At 47.8% G+C, this 21050-nt stretch carries 18 protein-coding genes and 1 pseudogene; 4 read left to right on the top strand and 15 right to left on the bottom strand.

What is annotated here, in order from left to right; genetic code table 11:
- Positions 1-116: 116 nt before the first annotated feature.
- Both BN1044_RS07485 and BN1044_RS07480 read left to right on the top strand, forming a co-directional pair.
- Entirely contained in the window at positions 117-671 is a 555-nt protein-coding gene (locus tag BN1044_RS07485; RefSeq protein WP_247650299.1) for an MltR family transcriptional regulator, read from the top strand.
- Positions 672-786: 115 nt separating this feature from the next.
- On the top strand, positions 787-1155 hold the full coding sequence (locus BN1044_RS07480; protein ID WP_072308163.1) for a YibL family ribosome-associated protein: 369 nt from the start codon (positions 787-789) through the stop codon (positions 1153-1155).
- A 62-nt stretch (positions 1156-1217) separates the two neighbouring features.
- Here BN1044_RS07480 and BN1044_RS07475 read toward each other — a convergent pair whose 3' ends face one another.
- The 3 genes from BN1044_RS07475 to ibpA all read right to left on the bottom strand — a co-directional run bounded on the left by BN1044_RS07475 (position 1218) and on the right by ibpA (position 3695).
- Positions 1218-2501: a valine--pyruvate transaminase gene (locus BN1044_RS07475; protein ID WP_072308162.1), complete on the bottom strand. Its 1284-nt coding sequence runs from the start codon at positions 2499-2501 to the stop codon at positions 1218-1220.
- Between the two features lie 172 nt (positions 2502-2673).
- Positions 2674-3153, bottom strand: coding sequence for a small heat shock chaperone IbpB (ibpB, locus tag BN1044_RS07470; protein WP_072308161.1), 480 nt, complete (start codon positions 3151-3153; stop codon positions 2674-2676).
- Positions 3154-3281: 128 nt separating this feature from the next.
- The gene (gene ibpA / locus BN1044_RS07465) at positions 3282-3695 is read right to left on the bottom strand and encodes a small heat shock chaperone IbpA (protein WP_072308160.1); all 414 of its coding nucleotides are present in this window, start codon (positions 3693-3695) and stop codon (positions 3282-3284) included.
- A 348-nt stretch (positions 3696-4043) separates the two neighbouring features.
- Here ibpA and BN1044_RS07460 point away from each other — a divergent pair, with 348 nt between their 5' ends.
- Positions 4044-4412, top strand: a complete 369-nt coding sequence (locus BN1044_RS07460) for a YceK/YidQ family lipoprotein (RefSeq protein ID WP_072308159.1) — start codon at positions 4044-4046, stop codon at positions 4410-4412.
- 37 nt (positions 4413-4449) lie between these two features.
- On the opposite strand, the gene BN1044_RS07455 is transcribed toward BN1044_RS07460, so the two are convergent.
- The 7 genes and pseudogenes from BN1044_RS07455 to BN1044_RS07425 form a co-directional block, all read right to left on the bottom strand.
- Complete coding sequence (locus BN1044_RS07455; protein WP_072308158.1) at positions 4450-5739, bottom strand: YidR family protein; 1290 nt, start codon at positions 5737-5739, stop codon at positions 4450-4452.
- A 61-nt stretch (positions 5740-5800) separates the two neighbouring features.
- Complete coding sequence (locus BN1044_RS07450; protein WP_072308157.1) at positions 5801-6562, bottom strand: EAL domain-containing protein; 762 nt, start codon at positions 6560-6562, stop codon at positions 5801-5803.
- A 109-nt stretch (positions 6563-6671) separates the two neighbouring features.
- Positions 6672-7963, bottom strand: a pseudogene (locus tag BN1044_RS07445) (MFS transporter).
- A 264-nt stretch (positions 7964-8227) separates the two neighbouring features.
- The gene (gene dgoD, locus BN1044_RS07440; RefSeq protein WP_072308156.1) at positions 8228-9376 is read right to left on the bottom strand and encodes a galactonate dehydratase; all 1149 of its coding nucleotides are present in this window, start codon (positions 9374-9376) and stop codon (positions 8228-8230) included.
- Entirely contained in the window at positions 9373-9990 is a 618-nt protein-coding gene (locus tag BN1044_RS07435; RefSeq protein ID WP_072308155.1) for a 2-dehydro-3-deoxy-6-phosphogalactonate aldolase, read from the bottom strand. The genes dgoD and BN1044_RS07435 overlap by 4 nt, the downstream gene beginning before the upstream one ends.
- The gene (locus BN1044_RS07430) at positions 9974-10876 is read right to left on the bottom strand and encodes a 2-dehydro-3-deoxygalactonokinase (protein WP_072308154.1); all 903 of its coding nucleotides are present in this window, start codon (positions 10874-10876) and stop codon (positions 9974-9976) included. The genes BN1044_RS07435 and BN1044_RS07430 overlap by 17 nt, the downstream gene beginning before the upstream one ends.
- Positions 10873-11571: a FadR/GntR family transcriptional regulator gene (locus BN1044_RS07425; protein WP_072308153.1), complete on the bottom strand. Its 699-nt coding sequence runs from the start codon at positions 11569-11571 to the stop codon at positions 10873-10875. The genes BN1044_RS07430 and BN1044_RS07425 overlap by 4 nt, the downstream gene beginning before the upstream one ends.
- Positions 11572-11854: 283 nt before the next feature.
- On the opposite strand from BN1044_RS07425, the gene BN1044_RS07420 reads away from it, so the two are divergent.
- On the top strand, positions 11855-12811 hold the full coding sequence (locus BN1044_RS07420) for a threonine/serine dehydratase (protein WP_072308152.1): 957 nt from the start codon (positions 11855-11857) through the stop codon (positions 12809-12811).
- A 336-nt stretch (positions 12812-13147) separates the two neighbouring features.
- Here BN1044_RS07420 and yidA read toward each other — a convergent pair whose 3' ends face one another.
- From yidA to dnaA, 5 genes are all read right to left on the bottom strand, one after another.
- Entirely contained in the window at positions 13148-13963 is an 816-nt protein-coding gene (gene yidA, locus BN1044_RS07410; RefSeq protein ID WP_072308151.1) for a sugar-phosphatase, read from the bottom strand.
- Positions 13964-14104: 141 nt separating this feature from the next.
- A complete protein-coding gene (gene gyrB, locus BN1044_RS07405; RefSeq protein ID WP_072308150.1) occupies positions 14105-16519 on the bottom strand; it encodes a DNA topoisomerase (ATP-hydrolyzing) subunit B in 2415 nt (804 codons plus the stop codon).
- A gap of 30 nt (positions 16520-16549) precedes the next feature.
- Positions 16550-17626, bottom strand: a complete 1077-nt coding sequence (gene recF / locus BN1044_RS07400; protein ID WP_025797341.1) for a DNA replication/repair protein RecF — start codon at positions 17624-17626, stop codon at positions 16550-16552.
- Between the two features lie 141 nt (positions 17627-17767).
- The gene (gene dnaN / locus BN1044_RS07395; protein WP_072308149.1) at positions 17768-18868 is read right to left on the bottom strand and encodes a DNA polymerase III subunit beta; all 1101 of its coding nucleotides are present in this window, start codon (positions 18866-18868) and stop codon (positions 17768-17770) included.
- A gap of 24 nt (positions 18869-18892) precedes the next feature.
- Positions 18893-20290, bottom strand: a complete 1398-nt coding sequence (gene dnaA, locus BN1044_RS07390; RefSeq protein ID WP_139130914.1) for a chromosomal replication initiator protein DnaA — start codon at positions 20288-20290, stop codon at positions 18893-18895.
- Positions 20291-21050: the final 760 nt, after the last annotated feature.

Here is a 21050-nt window from a genome sequence, read left to right as displayed (position 1 = left end):
AGGGTAAAATGAAATTAAATCGCGTGCATAACCGTGCACAACCTGAAAGAGAAAGGGAACTTCCGAGTGCCGCCGCCCCAGAAAAGCAGCGATATTCGGTAAGTGAAACAACGACTATGGCAACAATGGAAGAATCTGACCTTTATAAAAGCCAAGCTTTTGAAAACCGTATTCTGGAGCGCCTGAACGCTCGGCAAACGGTAGCAGGTTTTATTCAGGCCACCGTTGGGCTGCTCGCCGAAGCGGTAGATCTTTTGGTTCTTCAAGCCTTTCGTAAAGACGATTATGCGGTGAAATATGCAGTGGAGCCCCTACTGGAAGGAACCGGCCCACTTGCTGATTTACCCGTGCGGCTAAAGCTTATCTACGCGCTAGGCGTGATTAGTCGTGACGAATATGAAGACGTTGAGCTTTTACTCGCCCTCAACAACGAATTAAAGCATGAGAACAAAATCTACAGCTTCACCGATGATGAAATACTCGGGCCAATTAACATGCTACATAGCATGACCGCACTCCCTCCGCAGCCCACGCTTCATCTGCCCGAAGACGTTGTTGATGATCAGTTGGTAAATATGCAGGAGCAGCGTTATCAACAAATGGTTCGTTCAACGCTGGTGCTCAGCATCACCGATTTAGTGACTCGTTTGTGCCATAAGAAAGCCTTCTAATCCCCCCAGTTTTCAAGACTGGGGCGTCTTCTTTTCAGGCAATCCCCACATTGACGCCGACAGCTGTTAAACTATCTCCTAATCCCTAAAAGTATTGATGACCGGAAGATATGTCATGAAAGAAAAAGCAGAAATTAAACGCCTGAGCGACAAGCTGGACGCCCTGCGTCGTAAAGAAGCTGGCCTGCTGTTACAAGAGATTGATTCTGTAGCTACGCACGCGCTGGATGAGAACCGCGCCGAGCAGGAAAAATTGAACGCAGAGATCGAGCGCCTACGTGCCGTTCAAGCGAGCCATTTCAGCGCTAAAGCACAGCAGCTTTTAAAGATGCCATTCAGCCGTGAAATTACCAAAAAAGAACAGGCTGATATGGGCTCTTTGAAAAAGGCCGTACGTGGTATCGAAGTGGTTCATCCAATGACGGCGTTAGGCCGTGAGATGGGCCTGAAAGTGGTTACTGGCTACGCGAAAAAAGAGTTCTAATCTTTTTGACCCTTAGCTAAAACAAACCCCGCAACAGCGGGTTTGTTTTATCACGCGGTTACCTATCGTTTGCCGTCGTAGCGTTTCTTCTTACCGGCATCTTCTTGGTGCGCGCGTTCTATCTCTTCAGCAAGAATCTGTACACCTTTCTCGATTTGCTCTGGTTCAGGGACATAGTTCATGCGCATGCATTGATGCGTATGCGGCCATTCGTGTTCCAGCCCAGGGAAGAAATAGTGTCCAGGCACCATCAATACCCCGCGCTGTTTGAGCCGCTGGTACAAAATCTCCGTGCTGATCGGTAGATCGATAAACCATAGCCACAGGAAAATCGCGCCCTCGGGTTTATGAATCAAACAGCGCTCTTCCGGTAAATAGCGGCGAATCACTTCGATAGTCTGCTCTACACGCTGGCGATAAAAGGGCTTGATTACCTCGTTAGATAGACGCAGTAAATCGCCACGTTCAATCATTTCAAGCGCCATCGCGGGGCCAAGACTGCCCGGTGAAAGGCTAATTATTCCGTTCATATTGCTGATTGCGCTGATCACCTTTTCATCAGCGATCACGATACCGCAGCGAGAACCCGGTAACCCCAACTTCGACAGGCTCATGCACAGAATAATATTAGGGTTCCACAGCGGCTTCACATCAGAGAAAATAATTCCAGGGAACGGTAAACCGTAGGCGTTATCGATCAACAGAGGAATGTTGCGCTGCTGAGCCAAAGCATCAAGGCGAATAAGCTCTTCATCGGTTAAAACATTCCCCGTCGGGTTAGTCGGACGAGAAACGCAAATCAGCCCAACATCATCGCCAATATTGAGATGGTCGAAATCAACGTGATATTTGAACTGGCCTTCAGGCAATAGCTCGATAGTGGGTTTAGCTGAAACAAACAGATCTTCGTCTAACCCTGCATCAGCATAACCAATATATTCAGGCGCAAGTGGGAACAAAACACGACGACGAGAGCCATCGGAAAAACGCCCAGCATACAAATTGAATAAGTAGAAAAATGCGCTCTGACTGCCGTTTGTTAGTGCAATATTTTGTGCTTCTATTTGCCATCCAAACTCATCGCGTAGCATTTTGGCCAACGCCTGCAACAGCGCATCTTTACCCTGTGGACCATCATAGTTACACAGCGCCTCAGTGAGTTTGCCTTCATTCAACATATCCGCACAAAGTTGAGTGAAATAATCCGTCATCTGAGGGATTTTAGCCGGATTACCGCCGCCAAGCATTATGGCGCCCGGCGTACGCAGGCCATCATTCAGATCGTCCATCAGACGGGTGATCCCCGCGTAGCGGGTAAATTTGTCGCCAAAAACAGAAAAAGTCATGGTAGCAATCACAGGTAATTATTAGGGAAAGACAACCGACACCATACCTGCTACACCCTGCACGAACAACCCGAGCAAAATCACCGGTTTTTTATATAATTCTGAATAAAACCTGAGATGCAGAATAAAAAAAGGCGCAGTTTCCTGCGCCAAAAATGATAGAGAGGGTAGATCAGAGATGCTTATTGGTTTCAGCGTCGCTTGCTGGAGTTTGGGTCTGCTCCAGTGCAGGAGTCGTTGTTTGTCCACCGATAGCAATACGCTGAGGCTGCAGCGCTTCCGGCACATTACGCACCAGATCGATATTCAACAGCCCATTTTCAAACTTAGCACCATCTACGGTGAGATGTTCAGCCAAGGTAAAGGTTAAGTCGAACGCCTTATAAACCAGCCCCTGATGTAAATACTCCACCGGTTTTTCCGGCTGGGTTGGATTACCACGCACGGTTAAGCGCGGGCCTTCAACTTCAATATCCAGTTCGCTCTGCTTAAAACCGGCCAATGCCAGAGAGATGCGATAGTGGTTGTCGTCACTTTTCTCGATGTTGTATGGCGGAAACCCTTGAGGTTCTAGTCCACTTTGCATCGCATTAGCCAGTTTATCGAAGCCAATCCACTGACGAAGTAATGGAGAAAGATCGTGATTACGCATAGATATAAACTCCTTCTGAGAAGCGAGATATTATTTTCGGCTGTTTTATCAAAATATAACAGCCGACCATTAGCCCCCCGTAGGCAGGCTATTTAGTTAGATCTTTAACAGCTATTAGCTAAAGTTAATTACTTAATTTCAATCTTACGTGGCTGCAATGTTTCAGGAACAATGCGCTCTAAATCGATATATAGCAGTCCATTTTCCAAGTTGGCACCTTTAATTTGAATATGTTCGGCCAGCTGGAATTTGCGCTCAAAGTTACGCTCAGCGATCCCTTGATATAAATAGGTTCGTTCTTTGTCTGTTTGTTCGTGAGAACCTTTAACAATCAGAGTATTAGCTTGCGCAGTGATATCCAACTCATGCTCAGCGAAACCAGCAACCGCAATAGATATGCGATAGTGGTTGTCATCAACCAGCTCCACATTGTAAGGAGGGTAACCTCCATTAGACTGATTTTGACCTGACTCAATCAGGTTAAATAAGCGGTCGAATCCAATAGCGGAGCGATAAAGTGGAGATAAATCGTAATTGCGCATAAAAATATGCCTCCTAATAAAATCAGCGAGGAAAAAATAATCTTCCATCATGGACAGACTATATAATCGTTAAGCCCGAAACACCCTGACGGCATATTTCTCATTGGCTTGCTAATAAGATGGAGTCGGTCCAAAATTTTTCAAGCGTAAAAATTTAATTTTTATAAGAGCGCACGAATTGTTCAAATCGCTGTCATAAACAGGCAAGATACGATCGTGCACGCTATTTTTTGTGAAGTGAGATAAATGCCACAGAGCCAATGGATGGTTTTGTCAGTTTCTCGGCACAGATGCTATAACTCAACAACTCTGGCTTAAGCATAGTGCAGCCATTATTGGGATGGATTTATGAGACAACGGATTAGATGCTTGACGATAACTCTGCTTGCTGGCTCAACGCTGCTCGCAGGAGGCTGTTCCAGCGTCATGACCCGTGTTGGACCGAGCCAAGGTTATTATTCTGGTGCCAAAAATGATGTCAAAATGATCAAGGATGACGATACCGGTTGGGCGATGACACCGCTTCTTGCTTTGGATCTGCCGTTTTCTGCCGTAGTTGATACGCTACTGCTGCCTTACGATTACTATCGTTCAGATTCAAATCCAGAAGACGATTCTCCGCGTGCGCGCGTTTTGCGCGACGAGCAAATCAGCGGAGTCAGCAATATTGCCCCGAATACTGCTGCGCCTAACAATTCAGCTCCGCAGTACGAATAGAATCGAAATCATCCCCAAACAGCAAACTTGGGCATCGTTAGCCGTTTAAGTTCACCACAAAAAGCTGTGGCCAGCCTGCAATTTCTCGCATAAATGCAACGTGGTTTCCATCCGGGGAAACCACAACGGCTTCTGCGCACGGAGGTTGCTCAGAGCGCGTTGTTAGGCGAGTGATTGCACCTGAATGTACGCTGCATCGTACGACACTATTATCCATCACGAAAAATAACGACTCCCCATCAGGATGCCAACTCAATGCCGACTGCACTGAATGTTTGCCGTGGGTTATCTGCCGTGGTTCTCCACCATTAGGCGAAATAGTCCAAAGCTGTACCACGCCCGTATCATCTTGCATGAGGAACGCAATTTCAGACCCGTTTGGTGAAGAACGCAGCCAATGGCGCGGCACAGTTACAAGTCCAGGGAAAACGCGCTGATGAGTGAACGTAATTCGACGCTGATATACATTGGCTGGCGGCGCTGGCAGCCTATCAGCGGTGCCTTGCAACGGGTATTCCCCCGCCTGCGAATAGGCTGCATTTTGCTCTGGTAGATCGACGATAAAGATCTCAGGGACTTTAGCGCCATTATCACCAACGGTATCGCCGATAAAAGCTAAAGCCCATCGCTGGCGAGTTCCATCCGGCTTTAGATATCCTTCATTCCCAATCCATCCCTCTTCATAGGCACGTGAAATCTGATCGCTTCCTGCCTGAGGATTAAGCGTAGTCTGGCTCACCAGAACGCAAAAGTGGCTGCCGTCATATTCACGTGGATGTTGCTTCGGCACATTGACCGCATGCAGAGGTATGGCGATGCCCACGTTACGCTGATCGAGTGCCATATCTTTTTCATGCATGACGTGATCGTTGTAGGTAAAACTCAGCCGAGTGGCATCTGGGCTAAAAACATGGACATGCGTTCCACCGCGTAGGGCTCCCGCAGTGTAAGGCTCGGTAATATCCATCGCATCAAGCGTTTCAGCTAATTCTCTATCTGGCTCACTGACAATCACGCCGCGCCGATGGTGGAAATCATAGTGCCAGTGGGCATCAGGATGCTCTGGGCCATGAATAAAAACGTAGCGTGTAGGTTGCTGAGGGCTTACCGTCACCACGCCAACATGTGCGCCATGCTGTGCGCGGTACACAACTTCCACTCGTCCATCATGAACATTCACACGCTCAATGCACAGCCCGGTAAAGGAAGCTCCGCTGGGCCGTACATCGTATGCCAGCCACTCACTGTCTGGGGTCCAAACATTAATATTGGTGAGCTGGTGCCCACGCGGATCGAATGTGAGTTGCTTTTCAGCATAGCGAGACATGATTGATTCCTTAAGCAAGGTAACGCATATCTCATTAGCATAAACTAAGCGAGGTTTTCGATCACTGAAGCTTGCGGATGTATTCCTCGTTGAAATCATCTTTGTTCAACGGGCGTGAGAACAAAAATCCCTGAGCCAATCTAACGCCATGTTTTAACATTAGCGATGTTTGCGCAAAGGTTTCAATACCCTCGGCAACCACATCGGTATCAAGCGACTGTGCCTTATCAATCAATTTAAGCGTTTCATCCATCGCACCTTTCTTAAAACAAGAACGATCTAACTTTATGAAATCTGTTTTCACTAACTGCATTTTTTGCTCGGCTTCTTCAGCGCTGGTCACATCATCCCAAGCTAGCAGAAAGCCATACTCTTGCAGCTGAGCAGCATTATGTTGCCCATGGATATCGGGGTATCCCTGCGTTTCAGTGAGTTCAAGCATCACCCTATCAGCAGGAATTTTATACTTTTCAGCCAATTGAATAACATTTTGAGCAAATCCCTGCTCATTAAGTTGCACAAGCGAAATATTGACGCTCAGGATATAAAGAAAATTATTAGGGATCAGTACTTCAGACATATATTTAAACGTCTGAGCAATAACATAGCCACCTAAATTTATTATTCCACCGTTCTCTTCTAGCTGATGAATAAATAAATTCGGCGCGACAATATTGCGACGATAAAAACCTCTAACTAAAACCTCTGCCCCCACGCATTTAAAGCTAGAGAGATCAAAAACTGGCTGTAGGAAAATATCAACCGTCAGATTAAGGCTATTTTCCATCACTTTCTTTATAACAAAATTTGCATTTTTTTCCATTGCGAGTTCCAGCCGAGTGTCCAATCTAGGTTAGAGGCGACACGTCGGCTAGAAAACTTAATGAAATATTCAAATTTAGAAAAATCTTATTAGCAATACAGTTTAAATATCAATCTATACGCTTCACATCACCCACTAAAAATATGTATGAGAGAGCTCCAATCAATGCCACGGAGGCAATATAGGTTAACGAAGGAGCAAAACCATAATATTGAGCGAGAAACCCAACAACCAATGGAACGGTAATGCCGCCTAAGCCACCAATAAAATTAAACACGCCGCCGGTGAGCCCAATCAAACGCATCGGCGCCAAGGAAGAAATCAGCGACCATGTAATAGATGCGAATCCGTTGCCAAAGAATGCTAATGCCATCAGGATCATAATCCACATAGGATCATTGGTATAATTTGCACCGATAATACAGGTGGATAACAACAGGCCACAGATAATTGGAGTTTTTCGTGCAAAACCAATCGACTTTCCGCTTTTCAGTAGCTTATCGGCCACAATACCTGAAAGGATCACCCCCAAAAAAGCAGCCATAAACGGTACCGTTGTCATAAAACCAGCGGTCAGCGCGGTAATATGTTTTTCTTGAGTGAGATAATTAGGGAACCAAGTCAGGAAAAACCACAGCGTTGAAGCAATGGCGAACTGCCCAATATAAACCCCCACAAGTTTACGATGGAACACCAACTTCCAGTCTGCCGTTGTTAAAGGTGCAGCCTCTTTTTTTCCAGTCGCTACGTCGCCGTCAACCATGCCACCGCCGTTAGCAATATGGTCAATCTCAGCTGATTGGCGAACTTACTTTTGCGTGGGGCCTGATAGACAAAGCGCCATATCACAGCCCAAAGAATACCAACTGCACCCGTCACGATGAACACCCAGTGCCAGCTGGTCTCCTCTTGTAACCAAATCAGCAAAGGGGTTAAAAACGCTAAACCGACAAATTGGCCAGACGTATAAAATCCTACCGCAGAAGCTCGTTCTTGCTCGGGGAACCAGCTAGTGACAATGCGGTTATTGGTTGGAAAAGCAGGAGCTTCAAACATGCCAGTTACCGCTCGCAGAGTTATCAGCGATACCAACCCGTTGGCAAAACCTTGGAATAAGGTTCCAATAGACCATCCCATAATCGCGATAAAATAGGTTGTCTTAGCTCCCATACGATCGAGAAAGCGCCCGCCCGGTATTTGGCATAAAGTGTATGTCCAGGCAAACGCCGAGAAAATATATCCCATCTCTGATTTGCTAATCCCAAACTCCGCTTGAATATGCGCAGAAGCAACGGCCAAATTAGCGCGATCGACATAACAAATCACAACGGTAATAAAAATCATTAATAGCGTTAAATAACGCCTTTTTGTAGGAACAGAAGACAGTGTTATATCACTCATATTCTTCTCACTTATAATATCGGAGTATCTATATTTGAATAGCGTAATTATTTAACGCCGACTCTAGGCGTCACGATCCCCTGCGAGAAAGATACGCCGTTTAATATTTATTATTTGTTTATATATTTAACGCCAACGAGCAGCCAATGAAATTGGATTTGTATCAAGGCGGCAAGTGAGAGCATCCCGATGAGCTTACTCAAGTAAGTGATTCGGGTAAGCGAACGCAGCCAACACAGATACAAGTTCAATTACGAAGGCTGATCACCATTCGGCGATGGCACCATCGGGATACCGCCAAACCGGATTATGCCAATCAGGTGCATTTTTACTACGTTCTATCACCATTTCTTCATTAATTTCAACGCCAAGGCCTGGCTTATTTAATGGATAAAAATGGCCATCAACCATATTGAAGTCTTCTTTATTCACCACGTAATCAAGCAGTTCAGCACCTTGGTTGTAGTGAATTCCCATGCTTTGTTCTTGTAACACGGCATTACGGGCCACAAAATCCAAGTGTAAGCAGGAAGCCAACGCAATCGGGCCTAGAGGGCAGTGCGGCGCTAATGCAACATCATAGGACTCAGCCATGGCGGCAATTTTAAAGCATTCGGTAATACCACCTGCGTGAGAAAGGTCGGGTTGTACAATCGCCAAACCACCATCAGCCAATACACGTTTAAAATCAAAACGTGAATACATACGCTCACCCGCAGCAATTGGGATATGCGTTTGAGCAGCTAGACGGGAATAATATTCAGCTTGTTCTGCCAACACCGGCTCTTCGATAAATAAAGGGCGATAAGGCTCTAACTCTTTGATAAGGATTTTTGCCATCGGCGCATCGACGCGGCCATGAAAATCCAAACCAAACTCAATGCGATTGCCAAATTCAGCTCGGATTTCTGCTACCACTTCAACCGCTGCATCCACTTTACGGGCGTTATCAATAATGCCCATTTCCTCACAGCCGTTGAGCTTAAAGGTATCAAAGCCAGCCGCCGTAAGTTTTTTAATACCATCAATGACATCAGATGGCCGATCGCCACCAACCCAGCTATAGGCTTTAATTTTGTCACGAACTAATCCGCCGAGCAGTTGGTACACCGGTGCACCTAATGCTTTGCCTTTTATGTCCCACAACGCCTGATCAATACCTGATATAGCGCTCATTAAGATCGGGCCGCCGCGATAAAAACTACTACGGTAAAGCATCTGCCAAATATCATTAATTCGCGCAGGATCTTGCCCAATAATAAATTCACCTAGCTCGTGCACTGCGGCTTCAACGCTTTTAGCTTTGCCTTCAATGACGGGCTCGCCCCAACCAACGATACCTTCATCGGTTTCTATTTTTAAAAACATCCATCTAGGCGGCAAACGGTAGGTGGTTAATTTAGTAATTTTCATTGCACTGCATCCTTATATGCTTTCACGAAAGCCTTCGCTTGCTGAGCGGTTCGCTCTACGCTCTGCCCTGCACGATACAAATCACCACCTAATCCCGCACCAATGCAGCCCGCGTTCAGATATTCATGTAAGTTTTCTGGCGTAACGCCACCAACAGCAAATACGGGAATTTCAGCGGGAAGAACCGCTTTGAGTGCTTTCACGTAATCAGGGCCAAATGCTGCCGAAGGAAAAATCTTTAACGCCTGAGCACCTGCGTCTATTGCATGAAACGCTTCTGTCGCCGTGGCACATCCACAACATACCAACATCTGACAATCAACCGCACGGCGGATAACATCAGGTTCAGTGTTTGGAGTCACAACCAGCTTGCTGTTCAGCGCATGTAAGCGCTCAACGTGTTCTGGTTTTAATACGGTACCCGCACCAATCAGCGCTTGATGGCCAAACAGCGTTACCGCCAGTGCGATGCTTTTTTCCCACTCCGGTGAATTTAGCGGGATCTCTATGGCATCAAATCCGGCGTCTATTAACACGGTGATATGTGCTTCAACCTCTTGCGGCTTAATCCCGCGCAAGATGGCAATCAACGGCAGTTTAGTAACCCAAGACATTTGCAACACTCCTTATCCCAGCCTGAAACGCCACATCCCCTTCAATCGCTTGGTAATTTATACCGGCGAATTTCAACGCCTGCGCATAGCGTTCGGTCAATTTTTGGCTACCGATCAGCGTAATATCATCGTGGGAGCTCAAGGCATAATCCTGCTGCATCTGGGCGACTTCATTGCCAATTAATACGCCGGATAACCAATCGCTTACCGTGCTTTTGTCTCTTCTTCCTAATAGATGCGCAGCGCGTGTTTCAAATAAACAGCGCAAAATATTGGCATCATTGAATCCTATTTCCATTCCTTGGCGGAACGCCTCTGGAGAGGAAAATTGTTCACCAATACCCACGCCGATAAGGCCGTGCTGTAGCAGCAAATAATGCAGTTCGCCGGTAATCACCGTACGGAAGTCATCAACGCATTCACCCGACAGATGTACCCATTTGCTATGGGTACCGGGCATAATATAGCGAGAGGATGCGTGTATTTGGTGTGCACCGATAAGCTGTGTTTCTTCTCCCCGCATCACATTGGAATTGTCAGAACGATCGATGCATAGCCCAGGAATAATGCGGATATCGGCCATATTCGGTGAATGAACGGAGGTAAGATGATGAGCGATTTCACCCAGAGAAACAGGGCAATGTAGGTAAGGAACCGCTTGCCATCCTGCATTGCTTCCCACCATTCCAGCCATTAGCGTGGGTAACTGGCCATAATCCTGAAACCATGGTTGCATAAAGTGAGTAAAAACCTGCTGCGGAGTTTGCCCTTGCAAACGGGTCACGCCAGATTCTGAATTAAGAGAGTCCATGCATAAACCTTGCTTATAAAGCCATGCACGGAGATTGGTCGACCCCCAATCAATCGCTATAAAACTTTCATTCATATTTCATCCTTTAATCTCCTCGTCGAGCTCGCAATCATTGCAAGCGCCGCCTGCTCTGCTGCATCGGCATTCTGATGGCGAATCGCATCGTAAAGAGCCTGATGCTCGCGCAATGTTCTCGGCATATTGCCCTCATCAGGCATATACGTACGCTCAAAAACCGCTCTTTGTAATGAGCTGATTGCCACATTTAACTGCTGTAAAACAGGATTGTGCACGGAGGACAACACGGCTTCGTGGAAGCGAATATCAGCCTCATTAAACGCATTAAAATCTTGATGATGCCGGTTCATATCATTCAGCGCGGCCTCTATTTCTGCCAGTTCGCTGGAGGTCGCTCTCTCAGCAGCCCAGCGAGCAATCGAGGGTTCGACCAAGTTACGCACCTCACTCAATGCACTAATCAAACGAGGGTCATAATCATTGGCAAGTACCCACTGCAGAACGTCAGTATCCAAGTAGTTCCATTGATTACGCGCAGCCACAAAAGCACCGCGATAGCGCTTTACCTCAACCAACCGTTTCGCCGTAAGCGCTCGAAGTACTTCGCGAATAATGTTGCGCGAGGTCTGAAATTCCTCACACATCTCAGCTTCTGACGGCAGAGATGAGCCTGGCACATACTTCCCACTGATAATCTGCTGACCAATCTCAGCAATAATGCGATCGGTTTTACTCAATTCAGTCTTGTTCATAATTTTTCCACTTGGAGGCTCGTAACGTTCCTCCTACTTTACCGTCAAGTGAATAAAATAACTGCACTAATGCAGTACAAAACAAAAACACCACCGCATAACCACAACCATACTGTAGTATTAAATTACAATCTGGTACTACAATTTGGATCACAAAATAGACAACCGGAGTTCATTTTACGCCGTTGCTAATCCGGGGTTTATTTGTCGCGCCAAATAGGTCAATTTGAAGCCATGCTCTTCTTTTCTCTTACCCAACATTGAAAATGCACAAGGAAACCCGATGACGACTCTCTTTGAAGACATCATGCAAGCTCATCAGGCACTGCGCCCGCAGGTACGAGTCACACCGCTCGATCACAGCGTTTTGCTTTCTTCACACACGGGTTGTGAGGTGTATTTAAAGTGCGAACACTTACAGCACACCGGCTCTTTCAAGTTTCGCGGTGCCAGCAATAAGCTACGTTTACTCAGCGATAAGCAGAGAGAGCAGGGCGTGATCACCGCATCCACCGGAAATCACGGACAAGGTGTTGCTCTAGCAGGAAAAATTGCAGGAATTAAAGCTACGATCTACGCACCTGAATCCGCGGCAGCCATCAAACTGGATACCATCCGCGCATTCGGAGGCGATGTGCGCTTAGTGGCCGGTGATGCGCTTAATTCCGAACTCGCAGCCAGCGCAGCTGCCGCTGAGCAGCACCTTACCTATATCTCTCCCTATAACGATTTGCAGGTGATTGCAGGCCAAGGCACCTGTGGTGCAGAAATAGCGGAACAGCAGGCTGATTTAGATGCCGTTTTCATTGCCGTGGGGGGCGGTGGCTTAATTTCAGGAATTGCCACCGCGCTCAAAACACTCTCACCGCAAACGGAAATCATCGGGTGTTGGCCAGAGAACGCCACCAGCATGTATAGCAATCTGGAAGCCGGTCATATCTATGAAGTAGAAGAAAAAAGTACGCTATCCGATGGAACCGCGGGAGGCGTTGAGCCGGGTGCAGTGACCTTTGAGCTATGCCAAAAGCTGATTAACCGAAAAGTATTGGTCAGCGAAGATGAGCTCAAACAGGCCATGAAACTTATTGCTGTGACCGATCGCTGGATGATTGAAGGGGCCGCAGGCGTTGCCTTAGCGGCAATGCTGAAATTAGCAGCTGATTATCGGGGTAAAAAAGTCGCGGTTGTTTTATGCGGAAAAAACATCGTGTTGGATAAGTATTTGAAGGCGTTAGCATAAAATAAGCTTACACCGCTTCCGTGAAAGGTTTCGAACGCCTATAACACCAAGTATTACATGACCTCTGTGCAGGCGTCCGAGTTGGAGGGCCAATCGCCGCCCTCCAACACCTCGGCTTGGCACCACCTTCCAGCCCGCTTCGCGGGTTCCCTCATTTCATCATTACGGTTTTAACGGAACGAACGGCAATCGCCATCCTGGCTCCTCCGTTCTTTCGCCGACATCCCTGTCGGCGAATCCTAACCTTCATGATTCATTCGGCTGTCCGGTAACGTGCCGATAAGGTCAAAACCAACATTCTGTGGCTTAATTATTATGGAAGGCTAAATAAGTATTTTATTTCCCCAATACAAACTTATTGATCGCTACAGCCACGCCATCTTCCTGATTACTCGTGGTAACAAACTGGGCCGCTTCTTTAATTGCTGGCTCAGCGTTACCCATGGCAACACCAACGCCCGCATATTCGACCATCGCTAAGTCATTGCCGTGATCGCCAATACACATCACGTTTTCTCGTGGGATATTCAGATATTGCGCCAAGCGCGCAATGCCTTTCCCTTTATCTGCATCTTTGTTCAATACTTCGAGGAAATAAGGGCTGCTTTTCATCATGGTATAGCGTTCATACGCTTGCGCAGGAATGCGAGCAATCGCAGCATCAAGCACTTCAGGATGGTCGATCATCATCACTTTTGGGAAGCGAATGCTTTTATCCATTTCATCCGCAGGGCAGAAATGCAGAGGAATGCCGGTAATAAACGATTCATGGACGGTATATTTGCTGACGTCACGGTTAGCCGTATAGAGCTTGTGATGATCGAGCGCGTGAAAATGCGAACCGACCTGACGCGATAGCGATTCGAGGTATAAATAGTCGGCATTATCAAGCAGGGTTTCAAATAAAGGTTCCCCGTTTTCGGCATGAACAATCAGACCACCATTGTTGCAAAGGCAGTAGCATCCGGCGGTATCCAACTCCAATTCACGCAGATATTGCTGTGCGCCGATAAATGGACGTCCCGTTGCTAACACCACATGCACGCCTTGCGCTTTGGCCGCCAAAATAGCCTGTTTCACCGCAGGAGCAACCATCCGTTCGTTATTAAGCAGGGTTCCATCCAAATCTATGGCAATCAATTTAATCGACATCACATTTTCCCTTCGGGTCAGAATAATAGAGTAACGGTAATCAATCTAGGTCAGGTTGTCATTGCTTATGCGAGGCAAAAACGAGGAACAAAAGCATAAAAAAAGGGACGATAAATCGTCCCTTTTGTCGTTCTTCAGAAATTAGAAGTCGAGGTTTGCAGCGCGCAGCGCATTCTCTTCGATAAATGCACGGCGAGGTTCAACCGCATCGCCCATCAACGTAGTGAATAACTGGTCAGCAGCTACCGCATCTTTTACGGTAACACGCAGCATACGACGGCTCTGTGGATCCATGGTGGTTTCCCACAGCTGCTCAGGGTTCATTTCACCCAGACCTTTGTAACGCTGGATAGCGAGGCCACGACGGGACTCTTTCACCAACCATTCCAATGCCTGTTCGAAGCTGGTAATCGGCTGGCGACGTTCGCCACGCATAACAAACGCATCTTCTTCGATTAAGCCACGCAGCGTACCACCCAAGTTGCAAATGCGGCGATATTCCGCACCGTGAATGAATTCGAAGTCCAGAGGATAATCAGTATCAACCCCGTGAGTACGAATACGCAGCAACGGCTCAAACATCTGACGCTCGCGGTTCTCAGTCACAATCGCAGAGTAAGTGCTGCCGTGAACTTCTTTTTCATTCAGCGTATTTACCAGTGATTCAATCCACTGCTGCACTTTAGCCTGATCGCCAAGATCGGCCTCTACCAGAGTTGGATGATAAATCAGCTGGTTCAGCAACGCCTTAGGATAACGACGCTCCATACGACCAATCAGTTTTTGAACCTGATAGTGCTCGGTCACCAACTTCTCTAAATGCTCGTTAGACATCGCTGGCGCATCGGCATTGATGTGCAACTCTGCGCCATCTAAGGCGATAGAGAGCTGATACTGATCCATCGCGTCATCATCTTTAATGTACTGTTCTTGCTTGCCTTTCTTCACTTTATACAGCGGCGGCTGAGCAATAAATACATGACCACGTTCGATAATTTCTGGCATCTGACGATAGAAGAAGGTCAATAGCAGCGTACGAATGTGCGAGCCATCGACGTCGGCATCGGTCATGATGATGATGCTGTGATAACGCAGCTTGTCAGGGTTATATTCGTCGCGACCGATACCACAGCCTAGTGCGGTAATCAGCGTGGCAACTTCCTGAGAAGAAAGCATTTTATCGAAACGCGCTTTCTCAACGTTCAGGATTTTACCTTTCAGCGGCAGAATTGCCTGATTCTTACGGTTACGCCCCTGTTTTGCAGAGCCGCCCGCAGAGTCCCCTTCCACTAAGTACAGTTCAGAGTGGGCAGGATCGCGTTCCTGACAGTCAGCCAGTTTGCCCGGCAGACCCGCTAAATCCAACGCACCTTTACGACGCGTCATTTCACGGGCTTTACGAGCCGCTTCACGCGCGCGCGCAGCATCAATAATTTTACCCACAACGATTTTGGCATCGCCTGGGTTTTCTTGCAGGTACTCAGCCAGCAGTTCGTTCATCTGCGTTTCAACGGCAGTTTTAACCTCAGAAGAAACCAGTTTGTCTTTGGTCTGAGATGAGAACTTAGGATCTGGAACCTTAACAGAAACCACCGCAATCAAGCCTTCACGCGCATCGTCACCGGTGGCGCTCACTTTGGCTTTCTTGCTGTAGCCTTCTTTTTCCATATAGCTGTTCAGGGTACGGGTCATCGCAGCACGGAAACCGGCCAGATGGGTACCACCATCACGCTGTGGAATGTTGTTGGTAAAGCAGTAGATGTTTTCTTGGAAACCATCGTTCCACTGAAGCGCAACTTCAACGCCGATATCATCCTTCACGGTTGAGAAATAGAACACGTTTGGATGGATCGGGGTTTTATTTTTGTTCAGATACTCTACGAACGCCTTGATACCGCCTTCATAGTGGAAATGATCTTCACGGTTGTCGCGTTTGTCGCGCAGGCGAATAGACACACCGGAGTTCAAGAAGGAGAGCTCACGCAGACGCTTAGCCAGAATATCGTACTGGAATTCGGTATGGTTAGAGAATGTCTGCAGGCTTGGCCAGAAACGTACGGTTGTGCCCGTTATTTCAGTATCGCCAACCACTTTCAGTGGGAATTGAGGAACGCCGTGGGCGTAAGTCTGCTCGTGAACTTTACCTTCACGGCGGATAATCAATTCCAATTTTTCAGACAGGGCGTTAACCACGGAAACACCAACGCCGTGCAGACCACCGGAAACTTTATAAGAGTTATCATCAAACTTACCACCGGCGTGCAGCACGGTCATGATAACTTCGGCAGCAGACACACCTTCTTCTTCGTGCAGGCCAGTAGGAATACCACGGCCATCATCCTGTACCGACACAGAGTTGTCGCTATGGATGGTAACGATAATGTCTTTACAGTAGCCAGCGAGCGCCTCGTCAATCGCGTTGTCCACCACCTCGAATACCATATGGTGCAGACCGGTGCCGTCATCGGTATCACCGATGTACATGCCCGGGCGTTTACGCACGGCGTCCAGCCCTTTTAATACCTTGATACTTGAGGAGTCATAAGTATTTGACATCAGCCTTTCTCGCTCATTAAAAAACTGTGATTAAACCGCTATTTTACCCTGTTCCACGCGGAACATCTTGCCCTTTTCATCAACCATATCGGAGACCTGTTCTGCACTCACCGCACTCACAAAAACCTGTGCGCCAGTGGCTTTCAATCGGTCGGCTAATAAACGTCTGCGACCCGTATCCAGCTCAGAAGCAAAATCATCGATAAGGTAAAGGCAACGGCGACCGCTGTGGCGGGTAAGATATTCACCCTGTGCCAAACGCAGCGCGCACATCAGTAACTTCAGTTGCCCACGCGACAGCAAATCCTCAACCGGTGTACCTTCTGCCCGGATGCGGAAATCTGCCTTGTGTGGACCAACCGCGGTATAGGTCAGAGCCCTATCGCGTTCAAATTGACGCTCTAGCAACTCTCCGTAATCGCTCTCTTTATCCCAGCCACGCTGGAAAGAAAACGTCAGTGCAAATTCAGGCAAGAACTGCGCGCATGTTGCGCTGATATCTTCGGCAATCGCTGCGCTGTATTGCGCTCGCAATTGGCTGATACGTTCTGCCAGCGGGATCAGTTCCTGATCCCATGGACGTAATTGTCCATAGCGGGTTACCTGTCTTAACGCCGCATTGCGCTGCTTTAGCAGTCGCTTGAGGTTGCTCCAGGCAACAAAGAAACCGGGATCGCTATGAAAGCAGCCCCAGTCGAGAAAAGCGCGCCGAAATTTTGGCCCGCCGTTCAATAAGGTAAAACCTTCTGGCGTGATAAGCTGCATCGGCAACATCTGCGCTAGCTCCGCCACTTTGTGGCCATCGCTGCCATCAATGCGCACTTTGCTATCACCGGCACGGCTTTTACTAAGCCCAACAGACAGCTCGCGCTCTGCACCGGTATCAATGCGACCATGTAGAACAAACTCATTCTGGTCGTGGCGGATCACTCTTCCCGCCTGCAAACTACGAAAAGCCCGCCCGTGCCCAAGCGTATAAATAGCCTCGAGCACGCTGGTCTTTCCGCTACCGTTGGCACCGACCAGAAAGTTGAATCCCTCAGCAGGAGAGAGATCCGCCGATTCAATATTGCGAAAATCGCGGATCGTTAGACGCGTTAAAGCCATACGAATTTCAATTCCAGGGCGTTATCGTCGCAGCCAATTTACGTGCGGCCAGCGCACAGCCACCGGAGCGTACATGTAGTACGTGAGGATGGCGAGCACTGCCCAAGCGTAAAGTGGCAAGTAAGATAGCCCGATACATGGCTACAAACGCATTGGCATGACTACGTAGGCTGCCGACTGGCTCGCCGCGTCTTCAATCTGAACGCTAGATACGGAGTCAGTCAGTAGCATATGCACGTCTTCACACTTGAGTGCGTTGAGGACATCCAGAACGTAACTGACGTTGAAACCAATTTCTAAATCGGTTCCTTCGTAATTCACATCCAGAATTTCTTCCGCTTCTTCCTGCTCTGGGTTATTCGCAGTAATTTTCAGCTGGTTATGGCTGACATAAAGGCGAACACCGCGGAATTTTTCATTCGACAAAATCGCCGCACGCGCAAACGCCTGTTTGAGTTCATCACAGCCTGCTTTCAGCGTTTTGTCCGGGTTCTTCGGCAATACGCGGCGATAGTCAGGGAAACGCCCATCAACCAGCTTGGAGGTAAAGATAAAGCCACCAACGTGAGCACGAATGTTATTGCTGCCAATTTGCAGGCGCAGCGGTGTTTCACCGCCATCTAACAAACGAGACAGTTCCATCACGCCTTTACGCGGCACGATCACCGAATGACTTGGCAAACTCTGGCCAATAGGCATAGAGCAAACGGCAAGTCGGTGCCCATCGGTCGCGACGGTGCGCAGCTCTTCACCTTCGGTCTCAAACAGCATACCGTTCAGGTAATAGCGTACGTCCTGATGTGCCATTGAGAACTGCGTCGCTTCAATCAGCTTTTTCAGCGTTGCCTGAGGCAGAGTAAACTCCACCTCGCTCTGCCAATCATCCAGATTAGGGAAGTCAGCGGCCGGCAGCGTAGACAGCGAGAAGCGGCTACGTCCAGAGCGAACCAACATGCGATCGCCGTCCAGTATCACGGTGATTTCCGCACCGTCTGGTAGGCCACGGCAAATATCAAAAAACTTACGCGCAGGAACCGTTGTCGCACCCGTCTCATGCTCTTGAGCAAGAGGAACACGGGCGATCATTTCCATTTCAAGGTCGGTGCCTGTCAGCAATAGATGGCCGTCTTCAACCTGCAGCAGCAGATTACCAAGAATAGGCAACGTTGGTCGGCCACCCAGCGGGCTGCTTACCTGTTGCAACGGCTTTAGCAGATGTTCACGTTCAACAATAAATTTCATATCGCTACGATGACTGTTATTTGATTAGGATGACAACGTTCTGATTAAATTAGAAAAATCTTCTTTGATGTCGTGGCTTTCTTCACGCAGCTGTTCAATCTTACGACAGGCATGCAAGACCGTAGTATGGTCACGACCACCAAATGCATCACCGATTTCCGGCAAGCTATGGTTGGTCAGCTCTTTTGCCAGCGCCATCGCCATCTGGCGTGGGCGTGCAACCGAGCGGGAACGGCGTTTAGACAGTAAATCTGCCACCTTGATTTTATAATACTCAGCGACTGTCTTCTGAATATTATCGATAGTGACTAATTTTTCCTGCAAGGCGAGCAGATCACGCAATGCTTCACGCACGAAGTCGATGGTAATTGCGCGACCGGTAAAGTTGGCATTGGCAATCACGCGATTCAGTGCGCCCTCGAGCTCACGTACATTAGAGCGTAGACGCTTGGCGATGAAAAAGGCGACTTCACCCGGCAGGCGAATATCATTTTCATCGGCTTTTTTCATCAGAATAGCGACGCGCGTTTCTAATTCCGGCGGCTCGATAGCCACGGTCAATCCCCAGCCAAATCGTGATTTCAGGCGATCTTCCACGCCGTTGATCTCTTTTGGATAGCGATCTGACGTCAGGATAATTTGCTGATTGCCTTCAAGCAGTGCGTTAAAGGTATGGAAAAACTCTTCCTGCGAGCGCTCTTTGTTCGCAAAGAATTGAATATCATCGATAAGCAGAGCATCAACAGAACGATAGTAGCGTTTAAACTCTTCGATCGCGTTATTTTGCAGAGCCTTAACCATATCCTGAACGAAACGCTCAGAGTGCATGTAAACCACTTTGGCATTGGCTTTGCGCGCCATAATGCCATTTCCCACCGCGTGCAAAAGGTGGGTTTTACCTAAACCAGTGCCACCGTATAAAAACAACGGGTTATAGGCTCCGCCAGGGTTATCAGCCACCTGACGCGCCGCCGCGCGGGCCAGTTGGTTAGACTTACCCTCAACAAAGTTATCGAACGTATGCTTAGGATTTACATTCGAGCGATAAGACAGTTCAGGCTGCGCCGGTGAGTTATCCCAGCTCGGACGCATAGGTGCAATATTGCGAGCTGCGGTCTGAATGACAGGCGCAGAAACGCTGGCAGTAACCGGGCTTTGTGCCGGAATTGCGATTGCAGGTTTGGTGCCAACTTCAAAACGTAAAACCGGCGCATCGCTGCCACAAAAATCATTCAACAATCCGTTGATGTTGTTGAGATATTTGTCACGAACCCAATCCAATACAAAACGGTTAGGAGCATACAGCGCCAGGGTGTTGTCACTCAGTTCCGCCTGTAAAGGACGGATCCACATACTAAATTCTGTGGCAGGTAACTCATCCTGCAATCGGGCAAGACACTGCTGCCAAAGCGAAAGTGACACGGCGGACTCCACTCGAACAAGATCAAAAAGAAATGAATAGGATACTTAGACTGACTTTTTTTGACGCACGTGATCGTTTGAACCTCGTCAAGGCACTGTTCCGCGCAAAAGATGCTGGGATCTTAATAAATGAAAAGATCATAAACAGGTTACCCACAAGCAAACCATCACATACGAATCGCTTTTAAATGCGATGTATTAAATTTCGTTATCTCCAACGCACCAGAGATCTGGATCGCAATCGGAATGGCGGATCATAGCCTAAAACGCACAGAAGATCCTCCCCTTCTGCACAGATTAGATCGTTTTTATCCACAGGCAAGATTCAGAAAGCGAGTTTAAGCTTTTAAGCCATTTGTCCAGCGTTAAACAGCCCACAGATCCACTATTTTCGGATTTTGCGGGTGAGAAAATCATCACGGATCTACACTTTATCAAGAAGGATCTTGGTTAGATCCTTGCGCTTTGATAGGGAGTCCGTATAATTTCCCACCCACGCGTTGCGCCTGAGTTCTGTTTAGTGATTTTTTTTCGTCACTTTTACAGGCCTCAAACCTATGTATCTCTTAGGGACTATTTAGGGATGCGACGGTGATTGAGGCTCACGTTAGTGAAATTCGGTTGAGCTATCTTGCGATGAGAATTGACTCAGGACTGTACAATTATTACAATCCCGCCTCTTTATATATGCGATTGAGGCGTCGGTCGTTCTCACGCCGAGTAGCCAAACGCGTTTACTGATCAGTAATTATTTAAGTTT

The sequence above is a fragment of the Hafnia alvei genome, assembly GCF_900095695.1.
GTDB classification, from domain to species: domain Bacteria; phylum Pseudomonadota; class Gammaproteobacteria; order Enterobacterales; family Enterobacteriaceae; genus Hafnia; species Hafnia alvei_B.
The sequence above is the reverse complement of the archived record's forward strand: the minus strand, read 5'-3'. Positions and strand labels throughout refer to the sequence as shown.

Coding starts and splice junctions, on each gene's coding strand:
- BN1044_RS07485 (WP_247650299.1), top strand. CDS start 117: ATGGCAACAATGGAAGAATCTGACCTTTATAAAAGCCAAGCTTTTGAA.
- BN1044_RS07480 (WP_072308163.1), top strand. CDS start 787: ATGAAAGAAAAAGCAGAAATTAAACGCCTGAGCGACAAGCTGGACGCC.
- BN1044_RS07475 (WP_072308162.1), bottom strand. CDS start 2,501: ATGACTTTTTCTGTTTTTGGCGACAAATTTACCCGCTACGCGGGGATC.
- ibpB (WP_072308161.1), bottom strand. CDS start 3,153: ATGCGTAATCACGATCTTTCTCCATTACTTCGTCAGTGGATTGGCTTC.
- ibpA (WP_072308160.1), bottom strand. CDS start 3,695: ATGCGCAATTACGATTTATCTCCACTTTATCGCTCCGCTATTGGATTC.
- BN1044_RS07460 (WP_072308159.1), top strand. CDS start 4,044: ATGAGACAACGGATTAGATGCTTGACGATAACTCTGCTTGCTGGCTCA.
- BN1044_RS07455 (WP_072308158.1), bottom strand. CDS start 5,739: ATGTCTCGCTATGCTGAAAAGCAACTCACATTCGATCCGCGTGGGCAC.
- BN1044_RS07450 (WP_072308157.1), bottom strand. CDS start 6,562: ATGGAAAAAAATGCAAATTTTGTTATAAAGAAAGTGATGGAAAATAGC.
- dgoD (WP_072308156.1), bottom strand. CDS start 9,376: ATGAAAATTACTAAATTAACCACCTACCGTTTGCCGCCTAGATGGATG.
- BN1044_RS07435 (WP_072308155.1), bottom strand. CDS start 9,990: ATGTCTTGGGTTACTAAACTGCCGTTGATTGCCATCTTGCGCGGGATT.
- BN1044_RS07430 (WP_072308154.1), bottom strand. CDS start 10,876: ATGAATGAAAGTTTTATAGCGATTGATTGGGGGTCGACCAATCTCCGT.
- BN1044_RS07425 (WP_072308153.1), bottom strand. CDS start 11,571: ATGAACAAGACTGAATTGAGTAAAACCGATCGCATTATTGCTGAGATT.
- BN1044_RS07420 (WP_072308152.1), top strand. CDS start 11,855: ATGACGACTCTCTTTGAAGACATCATGCAAGCTCATCAGGCACTGCGC.
- yidA (WP_072308151.1), bottom strand. CDS start 13,963: ATGTCGATTAAATTGATTGCCATAGATTTGGATGGAACCCTGCTTAAT.
- gyrB (WP_072308150.1), bottom strand. CDS start 16,519: ATGTCAAATACTTATGACTCCTCAAGTATCAAGGTATTAAAAGGGCTG.
- recF (WP_025797341.1), bottom strand. CDS start 17,626: ATGGCTTTAACGCGTCTAACGATCCGCGATTTTCGCAATATTGAATCG.
- dnaN (WP_072308149.1), bottom strand. CDS start 18,868: ATGAAATTTATTGTTGAACGTGAACATCTGCTAAAGCCGTTGCAACAG.